This window comes from Pseudomonas sp. D1HM (assembly GCF_019266105.1).
Classification (GTDB): Bacteria; Pseudomonadota; Gammaproteobacteria; order Pseudomonadales; family Pseudomonadaceae; genus Aquipseudomonas; species Aquipseudomonas taetrolens.
Genome location: NZ_LRMN01000056.1, coordinates 1 through 795, shown reverse-complemented (window position 1 = coordinate 795; position 795 = coordinate 1). Strand labels below are relative to the sequence as shown.

Here is a 795-nt window from a genome sequence, read left to right as displayed (position 1 = left end):
GTACTGGGCCCCGCCCGGCTCACCGCCGTGTGCTGAGAGGCTGCGGCAGTGACCGACTCCCATGGCACGACCCAGTATTCGCCGTCTTCACGGGGTACACAGACTTCGCGACGTTGGCGGTTAAAACGAATGGGTAAAGGGGTTGGGCGAATCAGGTTGTAGATAAAGACGAGTGTGGGGATGCCAATTATGACCATCGCTCCGATCACAACAATGTAAAAAAGATCGTCATGCCTTGAGGGGTAACCCAGCACTAAAAATATTAGAGACATAAACCAGATCACCATCACCGTCCCACCCACGTTGAAGTTTCCAACGTCTAAAAACACATCATTCTTGCGCCAAATGATATTAAGCATGTCGACCGGTGTTTTTCCGGTAGGGATCGGTAACGGGGCCAGATAATCCTGCTGCGAGAACACGCTTTTTTTGCGGGCACCCGCTTCAGGACGGCTCACGATTTAAGCCCCCGGCCGCTAATTCAGCTTCACGTTGCGCAATGGCACTTTCAAGTTCTGGCGAGCGTTTGGCCCACTGTTCAGGCGGGAGGGGTTTGGACCATTCGATAATGTCGGGATAGGTGAGGTCGGGGGGTGGAGAGAGTTTCCAGCTTTGCAATATAAACACCAAGGGGCCGCCAAAGATAAAGATACCGAGTACCAACCATAAGGCCTTGCCTATTTCCTCGGCTTTCACATGCAGCCAAATGCTATACGCGTACTCGCAGCAGATGCCCCAAATAATTCCCCGTTGTTTCAGGCTGTCTCCTCCCGTCTCAAAGTCATTGCCTGGGGG

Annotated in this window: 2 pseudogenes; both read right to left on the bottom strand. The window is 52.8% G+C overall.

Annotation, left to right across the window (positions count from 1 at the left end):
* Positions 1-458 (bottom strand): annotated as a pseudogene (locus AWM69_RS22705) (hypothetical protein); the annotation flags it as partial.
* Positions 445-795: pseudogene (locus AWM69_RS22995) on the bottom strand (hypothetical protein); the annotation flags it as partial. The pseudogenes AWM69_RS22705 and AWM69_RS22995, both read right to left, overlap by 14 nt.